The organism is Maribacter sp. LLG6340-A2, from assembly GCF_045057105.1.
Classification (GTDB): Bacteria; Bacteroidota; Bacteroidia; order Flavobacteriales; family Flavobacteriaceae; genus Maribacter.
In genome coordinates this window covers 3,683,466-3,706,833 of record NZ_CP159332.1, presented here as the reverse complement: position 1 = coordinate 3,706,833, position 23,368 = coordinate 3,683,466, and the positions used below count along the sequence as shown (strand labels likewise).

Sequence of the window (23,368 nt, the reverse complement as noted above, 5' to 3'; positions counted from 1 at the left end):
TTATCCCAACCAACCCTCTCGGTCCAAGCTTCTATACTGGATTGCTTCTGAAATATGATTGCCGTTAATTGATGGCTCACCGCTAAGATCTGCAATGGTTCTTGCTACTTTTAGTATTCTATCATATGCGCGAGCAGATAAATTCAAGCGTTCCATGGCATTTTTTAATAATGATTTGGAAGCATCGTCCAACACACAGAACGATCGTATCTGTTTGGTGTTCATTTGTGCATTGTAATGTATATTCTCCAAATTTTTAAAACGCTTGGTCTGTATCTCACGTGCCGCAGTCACCCTTTTCCTAATTTCCACACTACCCTCACCTTTTCGTTCTTCGGATAGTTTTTCAAAAGGTACCGGAGTCACTTCAATATGAATATCGATACGATCTAAGAGCGGGCCCGATATTTTACTTAAATACCGTTGCATTTCTGCCGGTGATGAAGTTACGGGAGCATCAGGGTCGTTGAAATAACCACCAGGACTAGGATTCATACTTGCTACCAGCATAAAACTACTGGGATAGGTTACGGTAAACCGAGCCCTAGATATGGTGACTTCCCTATCTTCCAAAGGCTGGCGTAACACTTCTAAAACCCCACGCTTAAACTCTGGTAATTCATCCAAGAACAATACGCCATTGTGCGATAATGAAATTTCCCCGGGTTGCGGATATGAACCGCCACCAACCAATGCTACATCAGATATGGTATGATGCGGACTTCTAAAAGGCCGTTGACTCATTAACCCCATATTCTTGATTTTACCTACCACACTATGAATCTTGGTAGTTTCCAAGGCTTCATGCAACGTCATTGGCGGTAAAATGGAGGGCAACCTTTTAGCCAACATGGTTTTACCCGCCCCCGGCGGACCAATTAATATTACATTATGTCCACCAGCTGCAGCAATTTCCATACATCTTTTTATACTCTCCTGTCCTTTTACATCAGAAAAGTCAAATTCTGGAAAATCCAATTTTTTAAAGAATTCTTCCCGAGTATTGATAATAGTTTGCTCTAACGGGGTACCCTTATCAAAAAAGTCTAACACCTGCTTTATATTATCTACCCCGTATACTTTAAGGTCGCCCACAATGGCGGCTTCCTTTGCGTTTTCAGTGGGTAGTATAAATCCTGTAAAACCCTCTTCCTGGGCTTTAATTGCAATAGGCAGTGCTCCTTTTATAGGTTGCAAGCTTCCATCAAGGGAAAGTTCCCCCATAATGATATACTTCTCAATATCATTGCATTCTATTTGGCCCGATGCAGATAAAATTCCTAAAGCCAAAGTAAGGTCATAGGCAGAACCTTCTTTTCTTAGGTCTGCAGGAGCCATGTTTATCGTAATTTTTTTACCAGGAATTTTATAACCGTTATTCTGTAATGCTGCAGCAATTCTATAATTACTTTCCTTGATAGCATTATCTGGCAGACCTACCAAATGATAACCAATTCCTTTATCAATATTTACCTCTACAACTATTGTTGTGGCTTCTACACCAAATACCGCACTCCCGTAAACTTTTGTAAGCATTTCTAATCCTTTGGTCTAAAAATAAGGATTTCTTTACTTTTTTGAATTACATCCTTGTTCATCAACATTTTACGGAATTTACCATCAATATACATCTGCGCCTGATCTTGATAATGTTTACTAAAAGGATTACCGGATTGCCCTGTAGGTAATATGCTTATACTGTTTTCTATATCCGAAAAATCTATAATTCTCCTGGTGGATGGCCCTGAACTTGTTTTGTACAAACCCGTATCATCATAAGGAAAGGCCATATTGTTAATTACCTCCCTAGACCCCTCTACCGCAAATGGTCCCACATTAAAAAACGAACGTAAGGCAGCTATTTGGCCAATTGGATGGGTATGCTCTAAGGTGTGTACATTTTTCCATTGCCAATCCTTAATATTCGTCCCAAAATCTGTTTTTAATGAACTTACCGCTGCTTCAAAGGAACGATTAATGATTTCGCTCATATCTTCCTTATGGTCCCGGGTTTCAAAATCATCCCACCAAAGTGAGGCATCATTTTTGGACAGTGGCGCTATACTCCTTTTAATAAGATGGGTATTTAAAAATTGGCTGAATAATTCATCTCCAAGCTCGTCCTTGAATGTTTGTTTCAATATGTTATAAATCCAACGGTTATAGACGGTTCCTTCAATGGAAGTTAATTCATAATTACCATCCCAAAGGTTTAACAAATCTATAATTTTCAGCTCTTTCTCCCCCAAATTGGAAATATCAAGATACTTCGTGAGATTATAGACAATTTCCGGTTCTACGGAAGAGGTAACATCGGTAATCATATGGCTTGCAGATGTCAGGTCCCAATCATTTTTTGGCTCCAATAATTCTACAATTCTTTTAGCCCTATTCTCTGGTAAATAATAACCGGGATAAAGCATACCCGAAATTGAATCTGGTTGGTTATTGGCAGAATATACGTAATGAGATGGTGGATTAATTGCCTGTGGGTTTTGATGAAAGGGCAACCATTTTTTATCCACAGGAAGCCCCTGCCCAATTTCATAAATTAATTTGGTATTGACGGTATCCGGAATCTGATAAAGCTGCGCTGTGGCAAACCACGCAATATTACCTTTAGCATCACCGTACATTACATTTAGTCCGGGGGCATGAATTTTTGGCAAAGCCGCTTTAAACTGGTCAATATTGGAGGCAAAGCTTAAATTAAACAACGCATCAATTACCTGGTTTTCTATCTGGGTATACACCCATGACATAGCAATAGGCCTATCCCCGTTTATTTGGTCCGCTATTCCGTTTAAAACCGGACCATGTACTGTTTTCTTAAATTTAAAAGAGACGGGTTCTGCGTCTTTTACCTGTATAGTTTTTTCAATAATATTAAAATCCACGTACCCTTCAGGAGTCCAATATTCATTTTCGTCATTTGGATTGATTTTTTCATAATAAAAGTCGACATCATCATTTTCAAACATGGTCAACCCATAGGCGAGCTCTCTATTATGTCCCAATAAAGGAAAAGGGATTCCGGCAATATGATAGCCGTACTTGGAATACGAAGGTGTTTCTACATGTGCTTCATACCAAACGGAAGGCTGTGCAAAGCCTATATGCGGGTCATTGGCAAAAATTACTTTTCCGTTTTTGGTTTTTTCAGGTGCAATGACCCAACTATTACTTCCTTCAAACAGAGGAATATTTAACTTGCCCAAAGCATCATCTACCAAAGTGGTTAGTTGATTTTGAATTGAATCTGTATTGCTGGGGTTATAATTTTTTATCCATTCCGTATCTACCTTAGACCCTAATGGCAAATCCACCAAATACTCAGGCCCCAACTTAGCATGCATAGTGGTCAATAATGGGTCCGTTTTATGCGCCATTGCAAAACTGAATGCCATATACCCAATAGTATTATAGATATCCTCTAATACAAACTCCCTTTTTTCAATGCCGGTCAGGTAAAATTCAACTGGTGTAGGTCCTTCTTTTATAAATTGATTAATGCCGTCCAAATACGCTTTTGCCAAAATAACACCTTCATCATTTTCATTGATCTTAGATACCGTTACTTTTGATGCATCGGCAATACCAAGCGATAAGAAAAACTTGTCCGTACCAATAAGATCCTTACCAAAGACCTCAGATAATCCTCCACTAGCTATTCTTCTTAAAAGCTCCATTTGCCATAAGCGGTCTTGAGCATGTACATAGCCCAATGTTTTAAAGGCATCTTTTTCATTAGCACCGTAAATATGGGGAACTCCATACGTGTCGTAGTAAACGCTAACTTCTTCGTTTAAGCCTTCAAGTTCTTTATTTCCAGAATAATCGGGTGTTAGGGTATAAGCAAAGATACCTATGGCTATCAGTATCAAAACAACGACAACCAGTAGAGCTTTGCCAATTTTTTTAAATGTTTTCATAGTTATTTCGGGGAAGTTATCTCTACCAAGTTATAACTATTTTTAAGACTAACGTCTCGCAGCGCTGCTTTTTACTGACAAGTAGTCAACATCTTACAAAAATTAAAGACTAGTTGTTATTATTTAAACCTTCAATAAGCCAATTTTTATATGTGGTAATATCAGTGTTCTGTATAGCAGTATTTAGAACTTCTAAATCTGGGGACAATAACACATAATAGGGCTGTGATATGGAATTAAAGTTAACTTCTTGAAACGTACCCCACTTTTGCGCAATATTATTAATTTCCTTTACCCTACCACTTTCAAATTGAAAATTAAATTTTTCAGATTCAGGCAGTTCCTTTCTATCATCCGTATATAAAGAAATAAGTACAAAATCATTTTTCAGCAACGGGTAAATTTCACTATCGCTCCAAACATTTTCCTCCATTTTTCTACAATTTACACATGCCCACCCGGTAAAATCCAATAAAATTGGCTTATTCACCTCCTTAGCATATGACAGACCACTTTCAAAATCCTTGAAGCAGTCAATACCTAAAGGACAATCGCTTTCCTGTTCAAAAATGCTATAAAACTCCGGGGGCGGAAATCCACTTAGCAATTTTAACGGAATAACCTTTGTTATACCCAAAAGAAGATAAATAGTAAACAGTAAACTGAGTACGCCAGTAAACTTACGCCCAACGGACAATTTTTTCACAGGGGCATCATGGGGAAATTTATACAGACCAAAGAGGTATAAGGTCATTGCTAAACTTAAGAGAATCCAAATACCTAAGAAAATCTCACGTTTTAATACTCCCCAATGCCCTACTAAATCTGCATTGGATAAAAACTTTAAAGCTAGACCTATTTCCAAAAATCCAAGTACAACCTTAACTGTGGTCATCCATCCACCAGATTTAGGCAAAGAATTCAACCAAGCGGGAAACAGGGCAAAGAGGCCAAACGGTAATGCCAAGGCTACTCCAAAACCGGTCATACCTGCAGTAAGGTTAGTAGCTATTTCTCCTTCTGCCAAGGTAGTACCACCTAACAAACCACCTAATATAGGACCCGTACAAGAAAAAGAAACTATAGCCAAGGTAACAGCCATGAAAAATATACCCAAAACCCCACCAACTTTAGAGGATGCTGCATCCATTTTATTGGCCCAAGAGCTGGGTAATGTTAATTCATAATACCCAAAGAATGAGAAGGCAAAGAAAATAAATATGACAAAAAACAATAGGTTAAGCCAAATATTGGTGGCTATGGAGTTTAATATCTGCGAATCTACCGAATCAAATAAATGAAATGGAAGACTAAGCAAAAAGTAAATCAATATTATAAAAAAGCCATACAATAATGCGTTGATAATACCTTTGGATTTTTTCTTGGTCTGTTTGGTAAAGAACGACACCGTTAACGGGATCATAGGAAATACACAAGGAGTCAACAAAGCTATTAATCCACCAAGAAAGCCTAATCCAAATATTACCCAAATATTGGTGCTGGCCGATATTGTATCCTGACCCTTAACCAAAAGTTCCTTGTTCTTTAAATCTAACCGTAGTTGCTTGCTTAAGGCCAAGCTTCTATCGTCTACAGGAATGACCTTTGCCTCTGCTTTAGAACCATCCAATCTAAATACAAATTGCTTATCCATAGGAATGCAAACATCCTTGCACACCTGATATTCTGAATAAACTTCTATTTCATTTATAGTAGCATCTACTAATTTTATACGCTGCGTAAATGTTGCTTTCTCCTTAAAAAATGTCTCATCAACTTCAAAAATTTCATTGTATTCCGTGAATGTTTCACTTTCAGTGGTAGTCCCGATCAGTTCAAATTTTTCATCAACTCCCTTATATTTAAATACAATAGGCAAGGAACCAAATTCAGATGTATATTGTGAATAGAGATGCCAACCATCAAAAATAGACGCCTTCATCACCAATTCATACTCCGTATCGGAAATTTTATTGACCTGTTGCTCCCAAACTACCGGGTTTTCATCTGTCTGAGCATTTATGGCTAATGACCATACACACATTAGAACAACGAGCACTATATTCTTTATCATGTAATTTCTATTTTTAAAATCTTTTGAGCACTGCTCACCACTTTAAATCGGTTATCGGCACGCATTCCTACCACCCAAACAATTTTGTCGTTGGAACATAATAACCAAACTTTTTCTTTGGACAGGACATCTATCTTTTCATCCTTAAAAAACTTGGCCAATTTTTTTTTACCGTTCAGACCAATTGGGTAAAAGTAGTCGCCCTTTCTCCATTTTCTTAACGTTAAAGGAAAATTTAACGTATTTTTCTGTACATAAATTATGTTTTTAGAATTATCAAGACGCTCAGATACTTCAGAAAATTTAAGATTTATAGGTGATGATAAATTTTCAACTCCTTCATCTATAGTATAGAAATCCGATTCATTTTCCTTATGAATTGGAGAAAGCAGTAAAAATTCTCGGTTCTTGACCAATACATGAGAATTGGACCGTAGTTGCTTTCCGGTTAATCCGTCCAATAAGGCTTCTAGATTATCCAATTCCCTAAATCCATACTCATAGAACAGACCATGCAGGTAAGTAGTCAATGGGTGAAGCCCTTTTAATGCTTCGATAGCTATTTTATAACCATCTTCATGTGGAACAAACAACTCACTTTTTAATTGCTCCAAATATGCATTGGCTATGGTATTGGTTTGCTGCAGATAATGCAGGGTATTTTTAAAATTTTCCGTAAAAGTTGGGTGAAGCTCCTTAAGTGTAGGAACTAAATCTATTCTAATTTTATTTCTAAGGTATTTGGTATCCGTATTGCTACTGTCCTCCCTCCAATGTATGGCGTTGCTTTGGGCATAGGCCTCTAATTGCTCCCTCGTAAAAGGAAGTAAGGGTCTCCGTAGGTATTGTGCTTTTTCGGGAATACCGGTAAGACCTTCTATACCACTACCTCTTGACAGATTAATTATAAAGGTTTCCAAATTATCATTCGCGTGATGGGCTGTTAACAACAATGAAATTTGCTGCTCCTCCAAGATTTGCCTAAACCAGGTATAACGAAGGTCCCTACATGCCATTTGTACGGACACTTTATGTTGGTTAACATAACCCAAAGTATCAAAATGAGTAATAAAAATAGGGCTGTTTAGGGAATTTGCCAGAGTTCTTACGAAATCTTCATCCCCATCACTTGCATTTCCACGTAGACCAAAATTGCAATGTGCCAATGAAAATTGCAAACCCAACTCCTTACATAAAGAGGCAAGTACCACACTGTCCAAACCACCACTACAGGCAATTAAAAAGTGTTCTCTCAACAACTCTGGAAACTTTAATTCAATATGTTCTTTAAAGGCTTTTAGCACGTGATAAAGGTACAGAAGTCACAGAAGATTTTTAAAAACATGCCTGAGTATTTTTACTGCGATTTAAAAATATTCAAAAACCGATTAATGGGACATAAATGGGTATCTACAGTTATCTAATCCTTTTTCCATATTCCACTCCCTACTAAAAACAAGATATTATTAAAAGATGAACAAAAAAATATTATTATAGCTCTAATATTATTAGTCCTAAATACTCATATTATGTAGAACTTATGAAGCTATTTTACAGCTTGTACATACACATCATTGGCAGAACATTGATTCTTTTTAAAAAATTCTAAGATATAAATGCCAATGTTTAGTTCATTACCCCTATTTAATACGAGATTATGAATTTATTTTAATTACTCCACACCTTAATTTATTTTATCTAATTTTGCTTTGTTGAACATCCAAACATACTGTCATTTAGGTATATAGGATATAATTAATATAATGAGCAACGCTAAAGCAAGATTGTATTTTTTAGACGCCATTAGGGCTTGGGCTATCTTGATGATGTTGCAAGGACATTTTATTGATGGACTTTTAGATAATGCCTTTAGGGACAATTCTAATGTAGTGTTTAGCACTTGGAAATATTTTAGAGGTATTACCGCCCCCGTGTTCTTTACCGTTTCAGGTTTTATTTTTACATTTCTTTTGATCCGTTCACCCCAAACAGGTTGGGACAATATCCGTGTAAAAAAAGGATTAAAAAGAGGATTTGAACTCTTGATTATAGCCTATCTACTTAGAATTAATTTTTTTGGCCTGCTAAAGGGTGAAATATATGAATCTTTTTATTTGGTGGATGTATTACACTGTATAGGTCTGTCATTATTTTTCATTATTGGGTGCTATGTTCTAGCTTATTCCAAAAAAAAATGGTTATTCCCTACCATTTTGGCTTGCACGACCGTAGTATTGTTCATTTTTGAACCTATCTACAAATCGTATAGCTTTGATGCCCTCCCTTCATTTCTGGCCAACTACTTTACCAAGGCCAACGGATCCGTATTTACTATCATACCTTGGTTGGGCTATGCTAGCATTGGTGGTTGCATGTCAGTAATATTTACCAAGTTTAAAGAACATAAAAATTTATATTTATTCCTTACACCAATATATATTGGTATTGGATTACTTCTTATATTTTTTTCGTCGGATGTTTTCTATGCCATGTATGAGCTGACCGGGGTAAAATTATTTCAATCTATATATAGTAACAACTATCTATTCATTAGGCTTGGGGATGTACTATTGGTTTTTTCCATATTCATTCTACTTAAAAGCTTTTTAATGAATAAAACATGGCTAAAAATAGGTCAGAGTACGTTATCTATTTATGTCATACATTTTATCTTATTGTATGGCAGCTTTACCGGACTAGGTCTTTACAGGTTTTTTCATCACTCCTTATCGCCCTGGGTAGTCATTCCCGGAGCAATTTTATTTATGGTCGGTTGCTCTTTTATCGCACTAAAATATGAAGACCACAAAATAGCATTTAAAGAACATGTTTCCTCGCTACTTTCGCTAACCAGGATTTATTTGGAACAATTTGCCTTAATGCTGTATGAACTTATAAAGAATGCCACGGAAAAAGTACTGCGCGCATTAGGCCTTATTAAAAATTAATCCACCAGTACTCCATAAAAAAAGCAGCCCTAGGATGGACTGCTTTATAAATTTGTACGCTATATTTTCTAAATATGTAAAGCTCTGTCTTCAGTAGCTGCCAATGCTGCTTCTTTCACCGCCTCGGCATAAGTTGGGTGAGCATGGCTCATTCTGGAAATATCTTCTGCAGATGCCCTAAACTCCATAGCAGTAACCGCTTCGGCAATTAAGTCTGCCACACGTGCACCTACCATATGCACCCCTAAAACTTCATCGGTCTTTTTATCTGCAAGAATTTTAACGAATCCGTCAATATCCATACTGGCCCTTGCCCGCCCTAAAGCACGCATAGGAAATTGGCCTGATTTATAATCTACTCCAGCTTCCTTTAGTTCTTCCTCTGTTTTACCAACAGCGGCAACTTCTGGCCATGTATACACGACCCCAGGTATTAAGTTATAATTTATATGAGGTTTTTGACCTGCCAATTGCTCGGCGACCAAAGTACCTTCTTCCTCTGCCTTATGTGCAAGCATAGCCCCTTTAATAACATCGCCAATAGCGTAAACATTATCAATATTGGTTTTCAAATGCTCATCAACAATGACTTTACCCCTTTCATCAAGTTTAACACCGGCAGCATCAACATTCAATCCGTCCGTATATGGTCTTCTACCTACGGCAACCAAACAGTAATCGCCTTCAAAAACAACTTCTTCACCTTTTTTGTTATCTGCCTTAACAATTACTTGATCGCCATTTCTTTCTACTGATTTTACTTTGTGGGACAAAGCAAACTTAACTTTTAGCTTTTTCAACACCTTGGTCAGTTCTTTAGAAAGTGCACCATCCATACCCGGAATTATACGGTCCATAAATTCTACGACCGTAACCTCTGCTCCAAGTCTTTTATAAACCTGTCCTAACTCCAAACCAATGACACCGCCACCAATAACGATCATATGTTTTGGTACTTCTTTTAATTTTAATGCCTCTGTAGAAGTGATAATGCGCTCTTTGTCAAGTTTTATAAAAGGCAGGGTAGACGGTTTAGAACCTGTTGCTATAATAATATTCTTAGCTTCTATTTCCTCTGTTTTACCATCATTTTTTTTGATGTTTACATGAGTGGCATCCTTAAAACTACCCACACCTTCGTATACGGTAATCTTATTCTTGTCCATCAAAAACTCAATACCTTTTGTAGTTTGGTCAACAACCCCTTGTTTACGGGCAATCATTTTTTCCAAGTTTACTTTTACTTCACCCGGTATTTCAATTCCATGCTCATCAAAATGCTTAATGGCATCCTCGTAATGATGTGAAGAATCCAACAATGCTTTTGAAGGTATACACCCTACATTTAAACACGTTCCGCCCAAAGTGGAATATTTTTCAATTATTGCTGTTTTCATTCCTAGTTGTGCGCAACGTATTGCCGCTACATATCCCCCAGGTCCCGAGCCTATAATGGCTACATCATATTGATCCATAAAATATTTGTTTTCTAATGTCTTACAAAATTAATACTATTTTTAGTTTTAAAGGGGTATCGCTGTAGAATGCTTTACCTCTTTTATTGTAAATGAACTTTGCGTACTTCCTATATGGTTCATGGCAGTTAGCTTATTGACCATAAAATGACGGTACGCATCCATGTCCTTTACATGAATTTTCAATAAATAATCATAGTCCCCACTTAAATGGTGGCACTCTACCACTTCCTGCAAGCACAAAACCTGCGCTTCAAACTGTGCAATGTTATCCTTTACATGTTGTACCAATTTTACATGGCAGAATACCGTAAAATTCCTATCTACTTTGGCCTTATCTACTAAAGCAACATAATTTCTTATGGCACCAGTACGTTCCAATCGCTTTATACGCTCATAAATTGCTGTAGTAGACAACCCTAGGTGTAATGCGTATTCTTTGTTTGTTTTCTTACTATTATCCTGTAACAGTCCTAAAAGTGTAATATCCTTATCATCTAGTTTCATATGGATTTATTATCTATAAAAATGAAAAAATTCACCTCTACACAAACTTTAATTCTGGTTATTAAATAATTTTAGAATTAAAATCTATAATTAAATAAATATATTGATAATTAGTTTACTATGAAATAGATTTACTTAAAATTTAATTCATGAGCACCAAGCATAGCAACAATTTACAAGATTTACAATATTTTGGGGAATATGGCGGGGTAAACCCCTCTATATCAGATTCCTCTACATATACCTTTATATCGGCAAAAACGATGTTCGATACTTTTGAGGGAAATACCGAAGGGTGCTATCTCTATAGCAGACACTCTTCACCATCAAATCTATATTTGGGCGAAGCCTTGGCAGCACTAGAAGGAACGGAAACTGCCAATGTTACCGCAAGCGGCATGGGGGCGATAACGGCCGTTATATTACAACTATGTTCTGCAGGAGACCATATTATTAGTAGCAGAACCATATATGGTGGCACTTATGCTTTTATGAAGAACTTTTTAATAAAGCTGGGAATTACCACCACCTTCTTGGATATTACCGATTTAAAAGCTGTTGAAAAAGCCATAACCCCCAACACCAAAATGATCTATTGTGAAAGTGTGAGCAATCCACTTTTGGAAGTTGCGGATATTTCTGCTCTTTCGCGTATCGCCAAACAAAGTAATTTACCGTTGGTGGTAGACAATACCTTTTCACCACTTACCGTTTCACCTGCCAGATTAGGGGCAGATATCGTTATCCATAGTCTTACCAAATTTATAAACGGCACCAGTGACTGTGTAGCCGGCGTGGTTTGTGGCTCTACCGAATTCTGCCTTGCACTTAAGGATGTAAACAATGGTGCTGGTATGCTGCTGGGCAGTACGTTGGACAGCATGAGGGCCGCGTCTATCCTTAAGAATATGCGAACCCTACATATTAGAATAAAACAACATAGCGCAAATGCACTGTATCTTGCGCAAAAATTTGAACAAGATGGTTTGCGAGTGGTTTATCCAGGATTATCATCTCACCCAGGCCATTTGATTATGGAAGATCAAATGAATCCGGAATATGGCTACGGGGGATTATTGACATTGGATGTAGGATCATTGGAAAACGCCAATACCTTAATGGAACTAATGCAAGAACGTAAATTAGGATATTTAGCGGTTAGTTTAGGTTTTTATAAAACCTTGTTCAGTGCACCTGGCAGTTCAACATCATCGGAAATTCCTGTAGAGGAACAGGAAGAAATGGGACTTGGAAATGGGCTAATTAGATTTTCTATAGGTCTAGACGACGATATTGAACGTACCTATTCCATGATGAAAAAATGCCTAATGGACCTTAAGATATTGGATTCCACAGGCATAAAAACTTAGCTCCGTATTTCAGATTGGGTTTGCACATCATTCCCATAAATCGTAATATTACGTAGAATCCAAACTCATCTTTAATGGCCGACCATAATACCAATGAGCATAGAGAAAATGAACATATTGTACAAAATAGGGAACTGAGTATAGTAGAGGCGCTCATTCCAGTATTGGCCCTTGTAGGTATGCTTGCCTACAATGTGTATGTATTTGGGGACGATGCCCTTAGCGGATCCAACCAATTTATACTTCTATTGGGAGGAGCCATAGCCGCAATAGTTGGTTTTTTCAACAAAGTATCTTACAAACAAATGTTGGCCGAGGTTGCAGAAAATATAAAGGCTACAACCGGCGCATTGCTTATACTTTTAATGGTAGGTGCTTTGGCCGGCACCTGGCTAATAAGTGGTATTATCCCAGCAATGATTTATTATGGGCTTCAAATTCTAAATCCCACAATTTTCCTGGCCGCCTGTGTTATAATTTGTGCTATAATTTCCGTGGCTACAGGTAGTAGCTGGACCACCTCTGCAACCGTAGGTATCGCATTGATTGGTATTGGCGAAGCCTTAGGTGTTTCTTTGGGCATGACGGCAGGTGCCGTTTTATCCGGCGCCTATTTTGGGGACAAGCTTTCCCCATTGAGCGACACCACCAATTTAGCTCCCGCTATGGCAGGTGGAGAACTGTTTGACCATATAAAATATATGCTTTGGACTACGGTACCGACCATTTCAGTAACCTTATTGGTATTTATAATTATAGGTTTAAATGTTGATACGAGCGGTGTTGCAGATATTGAAAATATTTTATCATCCATAGATACTACGTTCAACATTAATGGCTGGTTGTTCTTGGTACCAATAGTAGTGGTAGCGCTTATCGTAAAAAAGACTCCACCATTGGCAGCTTTACTAATTGGCACATTGTTAGGAGCTCTTTTTGCAGTTATTTTTCAACCTGAAGTCGTTGCAGGAATTACAGGCAGTAAGGACCTGGATTTTCATTCTGCCTATAAAGGAATATTACAAGCCATAACAGTAAGCACGGAAATACCAACGGATAATGAAGTTTTAAGCGATTTATTTTCCGCTAAGGGTATGGCCGGTATGTTGGGCACCATTTGGCTCATTGTTTGTGCTATGGTTTTTGGAGGTATAATGGATGGTATAGGAGCATTATCCCGTATTACAAAAGCCCTGCTAAGTTTGGCAAAATCTACTTTTGGCCTATTTTTTAGTACAGGAATTAGCTGTATTGTTCTAAACGGAACAGCATCTGACCAATATCTGGCCATTGTTGTTCCCGGTAAAATGTTTTCCAAAGCCTTTAAGGATAAAGGTTTAGCCCCTGAAAATCTGAGCAGAACTTTAGAGGATACAGGAACGGTAACCTCTGTACTGATTCCTTACAACACCTGCGGCGCCTATCATAGTGGCGTACTAGGCGTAAGCGTAGCGGAGTATTTTGTATATGCAATATTTAATTGGTTAAGTCCTATTATGACCTTCATATTTGCAGCCCTAAATATTAAGATAAAGCGCATATTTACCAAATAGTTCCTTTGCTCCAATTTTGATAAATTCATCCCACGGACATTAAAGTAATGATCTGGCAATTTACAACGCCAATAATTGGCACATTGATAACAAAAGCACACCAATTATTGCGCCATTCAAAATAGTTATCCTCCTATTGAAAAATCTAATTTTGAATGTGGTTTAACAGCACATCATGTGCTAATTTTGCCCTACAATAAATCAATAAACGAAAACATATTATGGCATTTGTAGGAAAAAAATTCCCAAATCTAAGCGTTAACGCAATGAATGAAATGGGCGATACTTTTAAAATCAACGTTTTGGAAGAAGCTCAAAAAAACAATAAAAAAGTAGTTCTTTTTTGGTACCCAAAGGATTTTACTTTCGTATGCCCTACAGAACTTCATGCTTTTCAAGCAGCTTTAGGCGAGTTTGAAAAGAGAAACACTATGGTCATTGGTGCTTCATGTGATACTGCAGAAGTTCATTTTGCCTGGCTAAGCACAGATAAGGACAATGGTGGAATTGAAGGTGTTACCTACCCTATTTTGGCAGACAGCAATAGAAATTTGGCAGCTACTTTAGGTATTCTTGATACGACCAATAAAGAGTATGACGAGGTAAATGATATTATTACTGTTGAAGGTGATAATGTAACCTATCGTGCTACCTACTTAATTGATGAGGAAGGAACCATTTTCCATGAAGGAATTAATCATATGCCTTTAGGAAGAAATGTTAACGAATACCTTCGTTTAATTGACGCCTACACCCATGTTCAAGAAAAAGGAGAAGTATGTCCTGCTAACTGGGAAGAAGGTAAAGAAGCAATGTCTGCAAATAGAGAAGGTGTAAAATCCTATCTTTCTGCCCACGCCAACTAAGTATAAACACAATAACAGGGTGTGATTATTAATTGCGCCCTTGTTTCCACACAAAACAATTGCAGTTATGTTATTAGAACTAGAACAAGACAATCTACAGGAAATTATAGCAAATAATGATAATGTGGTAGTACAATACTCAGCCACTTGGTGCGGTAACTGTAGAATCATGAAGCCAAAATTCAAGAAAGAGGCTTCTACCAATGAAAACATTACTTTCGTTATAGCCGATGCAGAAAAATTTCCTGCATCCAGAAAATTAGCCAATGTTGACAATTTACCAACATTTGCCTCTTTTGAAAAAGGGAAATTAAAAAATCAGGTCCAGACGAATAAATACGACCTTTTAAAAGAATTGATCAGTGAGGTTGCCTATAATTAAATTACTTACGGAATTTATTGAGGAAAAGGACAGTGATTATGTTCTAGAAACTATTGAGACTTTAGAGGCCCTTACGGAACTACCCTCCTTAAAGGATGAGGAGTTAGATGTGATAGGAGAATTAATTTCCAATATGTATGGCGCCATTGATGTTGCACAAAGTATTCAAGAAGGCACGCCTAAAAAAGATGCCATGAACCAATTTATGCAACGTGTTCTTGGGTCTATAGACAAGTAAAAAAGATTAATTTATACCTAAAGGTTCTTTCATTTTTGAAAGAACCTTTTTTTATGCTTTAATTTACGTTTAAGCTTTATATTTTATAATTTCACAACTTTAAACCTTAAACTTAAAAAATGGCATCCGTTACTCTAAAAGGCAATACAATACATACTATAGGATCTTTACCATCTAATGGGAACAAAGCTCCAGAATTTCATTTGACCAAAAACGATCTTTCTACCGTAAAACTTTCAGATTATGAAGGTGCAAGAGTGGTTTTAAATATCTTTCCAAGTGTAGACACCGGTACCTGTGCACAGTCCGTAAGACAATTTAACCAAGAGGCCGCAGAATTGGATAACACTATTGTGCTTTGTGTTTCCAAAGACCTACCCTTTGCACAAGCAAGATTTTGTGGTGCGGAAGGCATTGATAACGTAGAAATGCTTTCAGATTTTAGAGATGGTAATTTTGGTAAGGCATACAATGTTGATTTTTCTGATGGACCACTTGCTCCTCTACATTCCAGAGCAGTAGTAGTATTAGACGAAAAAGGCAATGTAATTTATACGGAACAGGTAGCCGAAATTACGGAAGAACCTAATTACAAGGCGGCATTGGAGGCGTTAATGAATTAAAAACTAAACCATGCCCAAAGAATCCTTTTTGGTCAACCGTATCAAAAGTGTTGGTTTCGCCCTAAAAGGAGCCTGGTTGTTGATACGTACAGAGGCAAGTATAAAAATTCAGGTGGTCATTGCCATTCTAGTGACCATTGCCGGCTACTATTTTGAAATTTCCAGTACGGAATGGATCCTGCAAATTTTTGCTATTGCCTTGGTACTGGGTATAGAAGGTATGAATACGGCTGTAGAAAAAATATCTGATTATGTACAACCAGAGTTTGACGTAAAGATTGGCTTCATAAAGGATATATCGGCCGGTGCGGTGATGTTGGTTTCCATTGCTTCTGCAATTATTGGCCTTATCATTTATATTCCCAAGATTTTGCAGTAAGATCTAACATTTCCAATAGCTCAACGTAAATTTGTAATTTAGCACCAGAATAAAAGATTTAATGGCAAAAAAGGCAACTAAATCAAAGCCAAAACCTACTAAAAAAGGAACATTCTTTAAATTGTCCAAACAGAATAAAATTATTTTGGGCAGTTTGTTGATGCTTTTTAGCATTGCGCTATTTTTTTCATTTATATCCTTTTATTTTAATTGGCAAGACGATCAAAGTCTGTTGACAGAGTTTAAAGACCGTAATGAGCTCGCTAAAAACTTATTAAATAAATTTGGCGCCAGCATCAGTCATTTTTTCATGTACAAGGGTTTTGGATTGGCTTCGCTAATTTTTCCCTTCTTAATCTGCATTACCGGTATCTATCTGTTTTTAGGATTGCCATTAAGGGCGCTTCTAAAGAAATGGGTATGGGGCTTGTTATTCGTTATTTGGATATCCATCGCATTAGGCTTTTTTGCCATAGATACACCTTTACTAGGTGGTTTGATCGGTTATGAAATGAATGATTTCTTGCAGGATTATACAGGTAAAATAGGAGTTCTATTATTATTGCTGTTTGGACTTATCTTTATAATGGTACGACTTTTTGAACTAACGCCAGAAGCAATTGGCTCATTCTTTAAGTCAAGAAAAGAAGCCATTTCCTCAGAATTCAAAGCAAACCAAGAACGTAAAGCGAACAAGAAGAAAGAACAAGAGGATATTTTATCTACTTCATTAGAGGAAGAAGCCCCGGTGGTGGTTGACACCTATACACATAAAACAGAAATTCCTCATTTGGAAAAAGAGGAAAATGCAAAAGATTTTGAAATCACCGTACCTGAGCCTGAGCCGGAGGAAACTTTGGCTATGGAGGTTGAACAAGTTATAGAAGAGCCAGAAGAAGTAGATGTCCTTGCCAATAAACTAGTGGATGATTTTGGAGAATTTGACCCAACTCTTGAGTTAGGCAATTATAAATTTCCACATATAGACCTTCTAGATCAACACGGTACTACAGGTGGTATCACCATTAATCAAGAAGAATTAGAGGAAAACAAGAATAGGATCGTAGAGACCCTAAAAAATTATAAAATTGGAATTGCCCAAATTAAGGCAACTATTGGTCCCACGGTCACTCTATATGAAATAGTACCAGAAGCAGGTGTTAGAATTAGCAAGATCAAAAATCTAGAAGATGATATCGCTTTATCGTTAGCAGCTTTGGGTATACGAATTATTGCTCCAATACCCGGCAAGGGAACCATTGGTATAGAAGTACCCAATAAAAATTCTACCATAGTCTCCATGCGTTCTGTTATTGCATCAAGCAAGTTCCAAAAGGCGGAAATGGAATTGCCAATTGCCTTTGGTAAGACCATTAGCAATGAAACCTTTGTAGTGGATTTGGCTAAAATGCCCCACTTGTTAATGGCCGGTGCAACGGGTCAAGGTAAGTCCGTAGGTTTAAATGCCGTATTAACCTCCTTATTATACAAAAGGCATCCGGCTGAGGTGAAATTTATTTTGGTGGACCCTAAGAAAGTAGAACTTACACTTTATAACAAAATAGAACGTCATTTCTTGGCTAAACTTCCAGATTCGGAAGAAGCCATAATTACCGACAATACCAAGGTAATCCATACCTTAAACTCGCTTTGTATAGAAATGGATAACAGGTACGAGCTATTGAAATTGGCAATGGTCCGTAATTTAAAGGAATATAATACCAAGTTTAAGGCTAGAAAACTGAATCCGAACGACGGACACAAATTCCTGCCATATATTGTTCTGGTCATAGATGAATTTGCAGATTTAATCATGACTGCAGGAAAAGAAGTTGAGACCCCGGTGGCAAGATTGGCACAATTGGCAAGGGCAATTGGTATTCATTTGATCATTGCAACGCAAAGACCATCCGTAAACGTAATTACAGGTATTATTAAAGCTAATTTCCCGGCAAGATTAGCATTTAGGGTAACTTCTAAAATAGATTCTAGAACTATTCTTGATACCGCAGGTGCCGACCAGTTAATAGGTAGAGGAGACATGTTATTTACCCAAGGAAATGATGTCACCCGTATTCAATGTGCTTTCGTAGATACACCAGAAGTTGCCAAAATAGTTGAATTCATTGGTAGTCAGAGAGCTTACCCAGATGCTCATGAACTGCCTGAATATGTTGGAGAGGATTCTGGCACGAGTCTTGATAATAACGTGTCTGAAAGGGATTCTAAGTTTCGTGAAGCAGCAGAAGTTATTGTAATTGCCCAACAGGGTTCCGCATCTTTAATTCAACGTAAATTGAAATTGGGTTATAACAGAGCGGGAAGAATTATAGATCAACTAGAAGCTGCGGGAATTGTAGGTCCGTTTGAAGGTAGTAAAGCAAGACAGGTTTATGTGTCTGACATTGTTGCCCTTCAACAAATATTGGATAATGAATAATTTAAAAAACATGATGAAGAAAATTATTATTGTATGTACCGCTATTTTTATCTCCACCTTTGCCCATGCGCAAGGTTCAGATAAAGCTAAAGCGTTATTAGATGAAGTTTATGCCAAAGTAAAGAGCTACGATAATATTTACGTAGATTTTAAATTTGACCTTAAAAATGCAGAAGCCGGCATTAATCAAGAAACAAGAGGAGATGTTACGCTCTCAGGTGAAAATTATATTTTCAACTATTTAGGTTCACAGCAAATTTATGACGGTAACAAGGTATATACCATTGTACCGGAAAATGAAGAAGTAACCATTGAAGATCAGTCCGAAGATGAAAATGCCATGACCCCCTCAAAAATGTTGACATTCTATAAAGAAGGACATAATTATGCATGGGATATTTTACAAAACGTTCAGGGCAGAAAGATCCAATATGTAAAATTGACCCCAATAAATTCAGACACGGAAATTAAATCCAGGTTATTGGGAATAGATATGGGCACAAAGCACATCTACAAACTAATTGAGACGGGTAAAAATGGTACCAAGACAACGATCACTGTTAATTCTTTTAAAACAGACCAAGATTTGTCCAAAACCTTATTTACTTTTGACGAAGCTAAATATAAGGATGAAGGCTATTTCATTCTAAGAAATTAGATCTATTGAGAATTCTAGACCGATATATCCTATCAAGGTTCGTCTTTAATTTTGTCAGTTCGTTTGTAATATTGATGTTCATCTTCATATTTCAAACGATTTGGCTTTTTATTGATGATATAGCCGGTAAAGGCCTAGATATCATTATTATAGGTAAATTCCTCTTCTATTTATTACCTGATCTTACAGAAAAAGTTTTACCCTTAACGGTACTACTTTCATCCATTCTTACGTTTGGTTCCATTGCCGAGAATTATGAATTCGCTGCCATGAAAGCCTCTGGCATTTCCTTACAGCGTTCAATGTTGAGCTTGATCATTTTTGTGGTCATATTAGGGGGCGTAACCTTCTTTTTTGCCAACAATGTTATACCCCTATCCCAAAGAAAAATTTATAATTTAAGGAGGAATATTGCCAAGGTTAAACCCGCTGCCGTGGTAGCAGAAGGTGTTTTCAGTGATTTTGAAGGGATGAACATCAAGGTAGATGAAAAATATGGTGAGAACGATCGCTTTCTTAAAAATGTAATCATACATATTAAATCCAAAACCAATTTAAATACTACGGTTATAAAATCCAAAACCGGAGAGTTGATCAGTAGCGAGGATTCTGATTTGATACAATTGGTATTGCAAGACGGGCATTATTACGAAGATGTTGCCACCAAAAGTAACGACAGTAAAATGAAGTTCCCATTTGCACAGGCAAATTTTGATACCTACACCATGAATATCGAAATTCCCGATATCAATAATGATGATTTGGAGGAGGAACGGGATATCAGTACGGACAAAATGAAAAATATATCAAGACTCTCTAAGGATATTGATTCATTAAGAGGGGACAATTACAGGATTGTTCGCGCCTTTTCAAAAAATATTGAAAGTAGAATTGGCCTGTTTGCTCCTTTGGTCATAAAAAATACGGACACCCTTAAATCTGCCATGGTTTCTAAAAAAGACTCCATATCTGCAGAAAAAGCAAAATTGGCAAAAGCGAATACCGCATTGCAAGATTCCATTAAGGAAAATTTTCTTGTACTTTTTCCAGAATGGCAACAGTTGCAAATACTTAGCAGCGCCAAAAATGCAACAAGTAGTATTTTAGGTTCGGTAACAGGTAAGAAGGAAGAAATGCAAAAGCGTTACAAAATATACAATATGCATATACTTTCCCTTCATAGTAAATATGCATTGGCATTTTCCTGTATTATCCTATTTTTTGTAGGTGCACCCCTAGGCGCAATCATTAGAAAAGGAGGATTAGGACTACCTATGGTAATCGCCATAGTACTCTTTCTTATTTATTATTTTATAGGGGTTTTTGCGGGGAATTATTCTAAAGAAGGTAACATTCATCCTATGTTAGGGGCTTGGTTATCAACACTTATAATGCTGCCTTTGGGTATATTTTTGACAAAAAGGGCTACGGAGGATAAAGGAATGGTAGACTTTGGTTTTATAACCGATTTCTTCAAAAAACTATTTAAGAAAAAAGATAAAAGCTGATTGTTAATATCATGACAGATCAAATAAAAATACAATTGAATACCATTGAGGAGGCCATTGAGGATATTCGCTTGGGAAAGGTCATAATCGTAGTTGATGATGAGAATAGGGAAAATGAAGGCGATTTTTTGGCAGCAGCGGAGCTTGCTACCCCAGAGACCATAAATTTTATGGCTACGCATGGAAAAGGTCTTATTTGCGCCCCATTGACCGAAGGTAGATGCAAGGAACTAGGTCTACAACTTATGGTGAACACCAATACCGATCCGTTTGAGACCGCTTTTACCGTATCCGTAGATTTGAGAGGTAACGGAGTAACAACAGGGATTTCTGCGAGCGACCGATCTAAAACGGTATTTGCTTTAACCGACCCTAATACAAAGCCCCACGACCTTGTAAGACCAGGACATATATTTCCCTTGGTAGCCAAAGAAGGTGGTGTTCTTCGTAGAACCGGACATACAGAAGCCGCTATTGACTTTGCTAGATTGGCCGGTCTAAAACCTGCCGGTTATATTGTTGAGATCATGAATGATGATGGTAGTATGGCACGCTTACCCCAACTAATTGAAGTAGCTAAAAAATTTGACTTAAAAATAGTTTCCATAGAAGACCTTGTTGCCTATAGAATGGAGCATGATAGTTTAATTGAAAAAGAGGTCGACTTTAATATTCAAACTAGATTTGGGGAGTTCAGGTTACGTGCTTATAAACAGACTACAAATAATCATGTTCATTTAGCATTGACCAAAGGTACTTGGTCTGCCGACGAAAAAATTCTTACGAGAATCAATTCCACACTGATCAACAATGATATTTTAGGAACATTGACCCACAATCCTGATGAAAAACTTGAGGATATGTTTAAAAAGGTCAATGAGGAAGGAAAAGGAGCTATAGTATTCATTAACCAAGATGTTGAATCCTTGAACCTTCTATCCCGACTAAAAGAACTAAAGGAATTGCAAAAGCAAGGAATAACCAAAGCACCTAAAATTGAAATGGATAGTAGGGATTTTGGTATTGGCGCCCAAATACTACATGACCTTGGCATTCATAAAATGAAGCTAATGACCAACAGTCTTCAAACAAAAAGAGTAGGTATTATTGGGTACGGACTTGAAATTGTGGAATATGTTTCCTATTAATTTATTCCAAGACTCTTTTTAGTACAGCGCTCATTGTTTCTGCACGTTCCTTAACCTGCTCTTCTGTCCAACTTAACTTGATCAGGCATGAAATTGTTCTACCTACCCAAGCATCGGATTTAGAAAAATTGGCTTTTGAATAATCAGGTAATTGGTTCAAAACCTCTTGTGGTAATTTACCAAGGGAGGTTGCGTTGGTTAAATGCTCCCATTTCTTATAATAATGCCAGTTATTATCAAACCAATAAAAACAGGCATCTACACCAGCTTCACTTAGCGCAGTATGTGCTTTTTTAGCAATTTCGGTTGATGGCAGGAAAAACGACATGAATGAATAATTTTCCACTCCGCCATTAGGTATTCTTCTAAAAGTAATACCATCAATAGAAGCAATTGCTGTTTTTAAATAGGTATAATGCTTTTCTTGAATGGTTAGAAATTCATCTAAACGCTGTATTTGGGCACAACCAACGGCAGCGTTCAATTCCGATATTCTAAAATTATACCCTAGAAAAGGATGACCCTCTGCCCCCCTATTTGTTCCAATATGATCATGGCCATGATCGGAATAGTGATCTGCATTCATTTTAAAATCATCATTATTTGTAATTATGGCACCTCCCTCGCCACAGGTTATGGTTTTAACATAGTCAAAGGAAAAACAACCTAAATCACCATAACTTCCTAAAGGTTTTCCTTCATAACTACCCCCTATTGCTTGACAAGCATCTTCCAGCAATAATAAACTGTGTTTAGCACATATAGCTTTTAGAGCATTTAGGTCTGCCATTGAGCCACACATGTGTACGGGCATAACAACTTTTGTCCTTTTGGTAATTGCCTTTTCTACCGCTGCCGGATCCAAGGTTAGCGTATCGTCCACATCAACCAAAATAGGAACGGCACCTATAGCAAGAATAGATTCAAAGCTGGCAACAAATGTAAATGTTGGCATTATTACTTCGTCCCCCGCACCAATTCCGGCACTGGCAAGCGCTACCGTTAATGCAGCCGTACCACTACTTACCAATTGTGCATGTTTTACCTGCATTCTTTCAGCCAATGCTTTTTCTAGTTCAAGGGCTTTCCATTGTCCATTTCGTATTCCGTCAAACCCATAACGCATTAAAACTCCTGTATCCAATACTTGCTGTACTTGACCTTTCTCACTTTCCCCAAACAGTTCAAATCCTGGCATTCTATTTCAATTTATTTTTTACAAATCTTATTTAAATAATTGGCAAAACCAAAGATTTGAACGCATCAA

19 protein-coding genes are annotated in these 23,368 nt (G+C 37.2%); 12 read left to right on the top strand and 7 right to left on the bottom strand.

The window, feature by feature from the left end; all coding sequences use genetic code 11:
* The 4 genes from ABVM52_RS15595 to tilS form a co-directional block, all read right to left on the bottom strand.
* A complete protein-coding gene (locus ABVM52_RS15595; RefSeq protein ID WP_405382003.1) occupies positions 1-1,536 on the bottom strand; it encodes a YifB family Mg chelatase-like AAA ATPase in 1,536 nt (511 codons plus the stop codon).
* 2 nt (positions 1,537-1,538) lie between these two features.
* Entirely contained in the window at positions 1,539-3,932 is a 2,394-nt protein-coding gene (locus ABVM52_RS15590) for a penicillin acylase family protein (RefSeq protein ID WP_405382002.1), read from the bottom strand.
* 109 nt (positions 3,933-4,041) lie between these two features.
* Positions 4,042-6,006, bottom strand: coding sequence for a protein-disulfide reductase DsbD family protein (locus ABVM52_RS15585; protein ID WP_405382001.1), 1,965 nt, complete (start codon positions 6,004-6,006; stop codon positions 4,042-4,044).
* A complete protein-coding gene (gene tilS / locus ABVM52_RS15580; RefSeq protein ID WP_405382000.1) occupies positions 6,003-7,310 on the bottom strand; it encodes a tRNA lysidine(34) synthetase TilS in 1,308 nt (435 codons plus the stop codon). Before tilS ends, ABVM52_RS15585 begins: the two co-directional genes overlap by 4 nt.
* 459 nt (positions 7,311-7,769) lie before the next feature.
* Here tilS and ABVM52_RS15575 point away from each other — a divergent pair, with 459 nt between their 5' ends.
* Positions 7,770-8,954 carry a heparan-alpha-glucosaminide N-acetyltransferase domain-containing protein gene (locus tag ABVM52_RS15575; RefSeq protein ID WP_405381999.1) on the top strand — a complete coding sequence of 395 codons (1,185 nt, stop codon included), beginning with the start codon at positions 7,770-7,772 and terminating at the stop codon, positions 8,952-8,954.
* 68 nt (positions 8,955-9,022) lie between these two features.
* Here ABVM52_RS15575 and lpdA read toward each other — a convergent pair whose 3' ends face one another.
* Complete coding sequence (gene lpdA / locus ABVM52_RS15570) at positions 9,023-10,429, bottom strand: dihydrolipoyl dehydrogenase (RefSeq protein ID WP_405381998.1); 1,407 nt, start codon at positions 10,427-10,429, stop codon at positions 9,023-9,025.
* A gap of 48 nt (positions 10,430-10,477) precedes the next feature.
* Positions 10,478-10,936 (bottom strand): Lrp/AsnC family transcriptional regulator, encoded by a 459-nt coding sequence (locus ABVM52_RS15565; RefSeq protein WP_405381997.1) that lies wholly within the window; start codon positions 10,934-10,936, stop codon positions 10,478-10,480.
* Between the two features lie 149 nt (positions 10,937-11,085).
* On the opposite strand from ABVM52_RS15565, the gene ABVM52_RS15560 reads away from it, so the two are divergent.
* The 11 genes from ABVM52_RS15560 (at position 11,086) to ribB (ending at position 22,101) form a co-directional block, all read left to right on the top strand.
* Entirely contained in the window at positions 11,086-12,306 is a 1,221-nt protein-coding gene (locus tag ABVM52_RS15560) for an aminotransferase class I/II-fold pyridoxal phosphate-dependent enzyme (protein ID WP_405381996.1), read from the top strand.
* 74 nt (positions 12,307-12,380) lie between these two features.
* A complete protein-coding gene (nhaC, locus tag ABVM52_RS15555) occupies positions 12,381-13,859 on the top strand; it encodes a Na+/H+ antiporter NhaC (RefSeq protein WP_405381995.1) in 1,479 nt (492 codons plus the stop codon).
* A 221-nt stretch (positions 13,860-14,080) separates the two neighbouring features.
* On the top strand, positions 14,081-14,725 hold the full coding sequence (locus ABVM52_RS15550; protein ID WP_405381994.1) for a peroxiredoxin: 645 nt from the start codon (positions 14,081-14,083) through the stop codon (positions 14,723-14,725).
* Positions 14,726-14,792: 67 nt separating this feature from the next.
* On the top strand, positions 14,793-15,107 hold the full coding sequence (locus ABVM52_RS15545; protein WP_405381993.1) for a thioredoxin family protein: 315 nt from the start codon (positions 14,793-14,795) through the stop codon (positions 15,105-15,107).
* The gene (locus ABVM52_RS15540; protein WP_405381992.1) at positions 15,088-15,345 is read left to right on the top strand and encodes a DUF6952 family protein; all 258 of its coding nucleotides are present in this window, start codon (positions 15,088-15,090) and stop codon (positions 15,343-15,345) included. Before ABVM52_RS15545 ends, ABVM52_RS15540 begins: the two co-directional genes overlap by 20 nt.
* Before the next feature lie 119 nt (positions 15,346-15,464).
* Positions 15,465-15,968, top strand: coding sequence for a thiol peroxidase (gene tpx, locus ABVM52_RS15535; protein WP_405381991.1), 504 nt, complete (start codon positions 15,465-15,467; stop codon positions 15,966-15,968).
* Positions 15,969-15,978: 10 nt separating this feature from the next.
* Positions 15,979-16,347 (top strand): diacylglycerol kinase family protein, encoded by a 369-nt coding sequence (locus ABVM52_RS15530; protein ID WP_405381990.1) that lies wholly within the window; start codon positions 15,979-15,981, stop codon positions 16,345-16,347.
* A gap of 61 nt (positions 16,348-16,408) precedes the next feature.
* Positions 16,409-18,787, top strand: a complete 2,379-nt coding sequence (locus tag ABVM52_RS15525) for a DNA translocase FtsK 4TM domain-containing protein (RefSeq protein ID WP_405381989.1) — start codon at positions 16,409-16,411, stop codon at positions 18,785-18,787.
* A gap of 13 nt (positions 18,788-18,800) precedes the next feature.
* Positions 18,801-19,445: a LolA family protein gene (locus tag ABVM52_RS15520; RefSeq protein WP_405385142.1), complete on the top strand. Its 645-nt coding sequence runs from the start codon at positions 18,801-18,803 to the stop codon at positions 19,443-19,445.
* Between the two features lie 74 nt (positions 19,446-19,519).
* Entirely contained in the window at positions 19,520-20,953 is a 1,434-nt protein-coding gene (locus ABVM52_RS15515; RefSeq protein WP_405381988.1) for an LptF/LptG family permease, read from the top strand.
* A gap of 11 nt (positions 20,954-20,964) precedes the next feature.
* Positions 20,965-22,101: a 3,4-dihydroxy-2-butanone-4-phosphate synthase gene (ribB, locus tag ABVM52_RS15510; RefSeq protein WP_405381987.1), complete on the top strand. Its 1,137-nt coding sequence runs from the start codon at positions 20,965-20,967 to the stop codon at positions 22,099-22,101.
* A 1-nt stretch (position 22,102) separates the two neighbouring features.
* Here ribB and ABVM52_RS15505 read toward each other — a convergent pair whose 3' ends face one another.
* Entirely contained in the window at positions 22,103-23,299 is a 1,197-nt protein-coding gene (locus tag ABVM52_RS15505; protein ID WP_405381986.1) for a DegT/DnrJ/EryC1/StrS family aminotransferase, read from the bottom strand.
* Positions 23,300-23,368: the final 69 nt, after the last annotated feature.